Source organism: Streptomyces alkaliphilus, from assembly GCF_014141535.1.
Classification (GTDB): Bacteria; Actinomycetota; Actinomycetes; order Streptomycetales; family Streptomycetaceae; genus Streptomyces; species Streptomyces alkaliphilus.
In genome coordinates this window covers 1-1,714 of sequence record NZ_VKHT01001032.1, presented here as the reverse complement: position 1 = coordinate 1,714, position 1,714 = coordinate 1, and the positions used below count along the sequence as shown (strand labels likewise).

Below are 1,714 nucleotides of genomic sequence, written 5' to 3'. Positions count from 1 at the left end.
CCCGAGGGGGCCGGGGGCTGAGGGCCCCTCCGCCGGCGGAACCGCCCTCCCGCGGGGCCCGGACACGGCACAGTCGCCCCGGGGCGATGGGGTCCTCATCGCCCCGGGGCGGGGGTTCGGATCACGGGCCGGTCAGGACCGGTGACGGCCGTTCGGCTGTCGGTCGAAGGTCACTGCGGGCCGCACCGCTGCCCGCTGTTGACGCACTCCACGAGCGTGTTCATCTGCTCGTCGGTCATGACGTTGATGAAGTCGCTGTGGTCGGTGATCGGCTTGTGCAACTGCTCGGGGAAGCTGTCCACCGCGTACACGGCACCCGGCGGGATGTCGTAGGTGATGCGGTGCACCAGCTGCGGGATGGCCACGAAGCCGTCGGCGCAACTGCCGTCCTCACGGACGAAGTCCACGTGACTGCGGTGGTTGGCGCTGTCGGCGTTCTCCCCGTCCCAGCAGCTCTGGAACTCGAAGGTGCGCACCACGCTGCTGCCCTCGGGGCAGATCGGGTAGCGGTCGGTCAGCTGCCGGTCCTCGAAGCCGGTGCAGCTCCACGAGGAGTTGGCGTTGGCCGTGCCGTTGGTGAAGGAACGCGCGTCACCGGTGATGATGCGCAGGAAGCGCGGCATCGCCGTGACCTCGCCCAACGGGTTGCCGCGGAATCGGATGGTGACGGTCTCCGGGGTGAGGATGGTGCCGATGTTGCCGTCCAGACCGCCGCCGGGCTGATCGAAGTCCTGCTCGTCGGTGCCGTCCTGGATCCGGATGACCGGCCAGTAGTGGGTGGAGCGGTCACCGTTGGTGCAGGTGGTGTCGGCGGCCTCCAGGCTCTCGTTGGTGGAGAAGGCGTCGGTGGAGACGTTGCCGACGTAGTCGTGCATGTGGTGGGCGCCGTTGCTCACGCCGGGGGCGACGATGACGTTGTCCGAGTTGTGGCGACCCTCCTCGTTGCGGCCGCACTCCAACAGCAGGGTTCCGGTGGAGGCGTTCTCACCGGGAATCGGCTCGTTGACGTTGGGCGCCACGGTGGTGATGTCCACGAAGTCCTCGGGGACGGGACCGTTCTCGATGGGCTCGCCGTTGTCGTCACCCTCGCCGACGCCGCCGATGCCCTCACCGACACCGCCGATCTCCTCGCCCTCACCCTCGCCGCCCTCGACGGGCGGCGGCTCCGGGTTCCCGCCCGGTCGGCCGCGCTGGAACTCGCATCCGGCCAGGCCGCGCAGGTGGTCGGGGCTCTCGGTGACCGAACCGAGGGTGCGCACGATGCGGCCGATGGTGGAGGAACGCTTCCGCTCCAACTTCGTCATCACGCGGCGGGGATTGCCCCGCTGATGGGCCAACTGTCGATAGGCGACCGCGAGTTGGGCGTCAAGGCGGGAGAGTTCCCGGTCCACCCGGGCCCGCACGCCCTCCGGCACGTCCTCCAGTTGGTCACCGACATCGGGGCACCTGATGGTGCCGTGCCACGCCTTGCCGCGGGGCTGTTCCCGAACGGTGTCCCGGTGCTTGTTGCCGGCCGAGGCGTACTGGGTGGCGATCACGGTCCCGGCGGCTCCGACCGCCAGGGTGGTCACCAGGACGGTGAGCCGGGTGGTCAACCCGCGGCGTTTGTGGCCCCGGTTCCGCCGGCCGCCGCCACGGCCCGCGATCTCCCGGGTGTCACTCGTGTCGTCCCTCATGGGTCGCTCCGTTGTCGTGGGGAAGGGGGTGGGGTGGT

Annotated in this window: 1 protein-coding gene; it reads right to left on the bottom strand. The window is 70.1% G+C overall.

The features are described 5' to 3' along the window. Positions 1-170: 170 nt before the first annotated feature. Positions 171-1,676 (bottom strand): DUF1996 domain-containing protein, encoded by a 1,506-nt coding sequence (locus tag FNQ90_RS22160; RefSeq protein WP_182607969.1) that lies wholly within the window; start codon positions 1,674-1,676, stop codon positions 171-173. Positions 1,677-1,714: the final 38 nt, after the last annotated feature.

Bases quoted from the DNA above. Each gene is read 5' to 3' on its own strand.
- FNQ90_RS22160 (WP_182607969.1), bottom strand. From the start codon at position 1,676: ATGAGGGACGACACGAGTGACACCCGGGAGATCGCGGGCCGTGGCGGC.